1 pseudogene is annotated in these 207 nt (G+C 67.1%); it reads left to right on the top strand.

The features are described 5' to 3' along the window. Positions 1-30: 30 nt before the first annotated feature. Positions 31-207, top strand: a pseudogene (locus H6B10_RS17875) (asparagine synthase B); the annotation flags it as partial.

Below are 207 nucleotides of genomic sequence, written 5' to 3'. Positions count from 1 at the left end.
CCGTCCCAGGCACGCCGCACCGTGCAGGCGATGGCGGAACTGATCCGTCACCGGGGACCGGACGGGGAAGGGCTGTATGCCGACGCCCGTGCGGCACTGGGGCACCGGCGGCTGGCCATTATTGACCTGGACGGCGGTCCCCAGCCCATGTTCAACGAGGATGGCCGTCTGGCGGTTGTGTTCAACGGGGAGATCTACAATTACCCG

Source organism: Gemmiger formicilis (assembly GCF_016901605.1).
In the GTDB taxonomy this organism is placed as follows: domain Bacteria; phylum Bacillota; class Clostridia; order Oscillospirales; family Ruminococcaceae; genus Gemmiger; species Gemmiger formicilis_B.
This window is presented reverse-complemented; position numbering and strand designations above follow the sequence as displayed.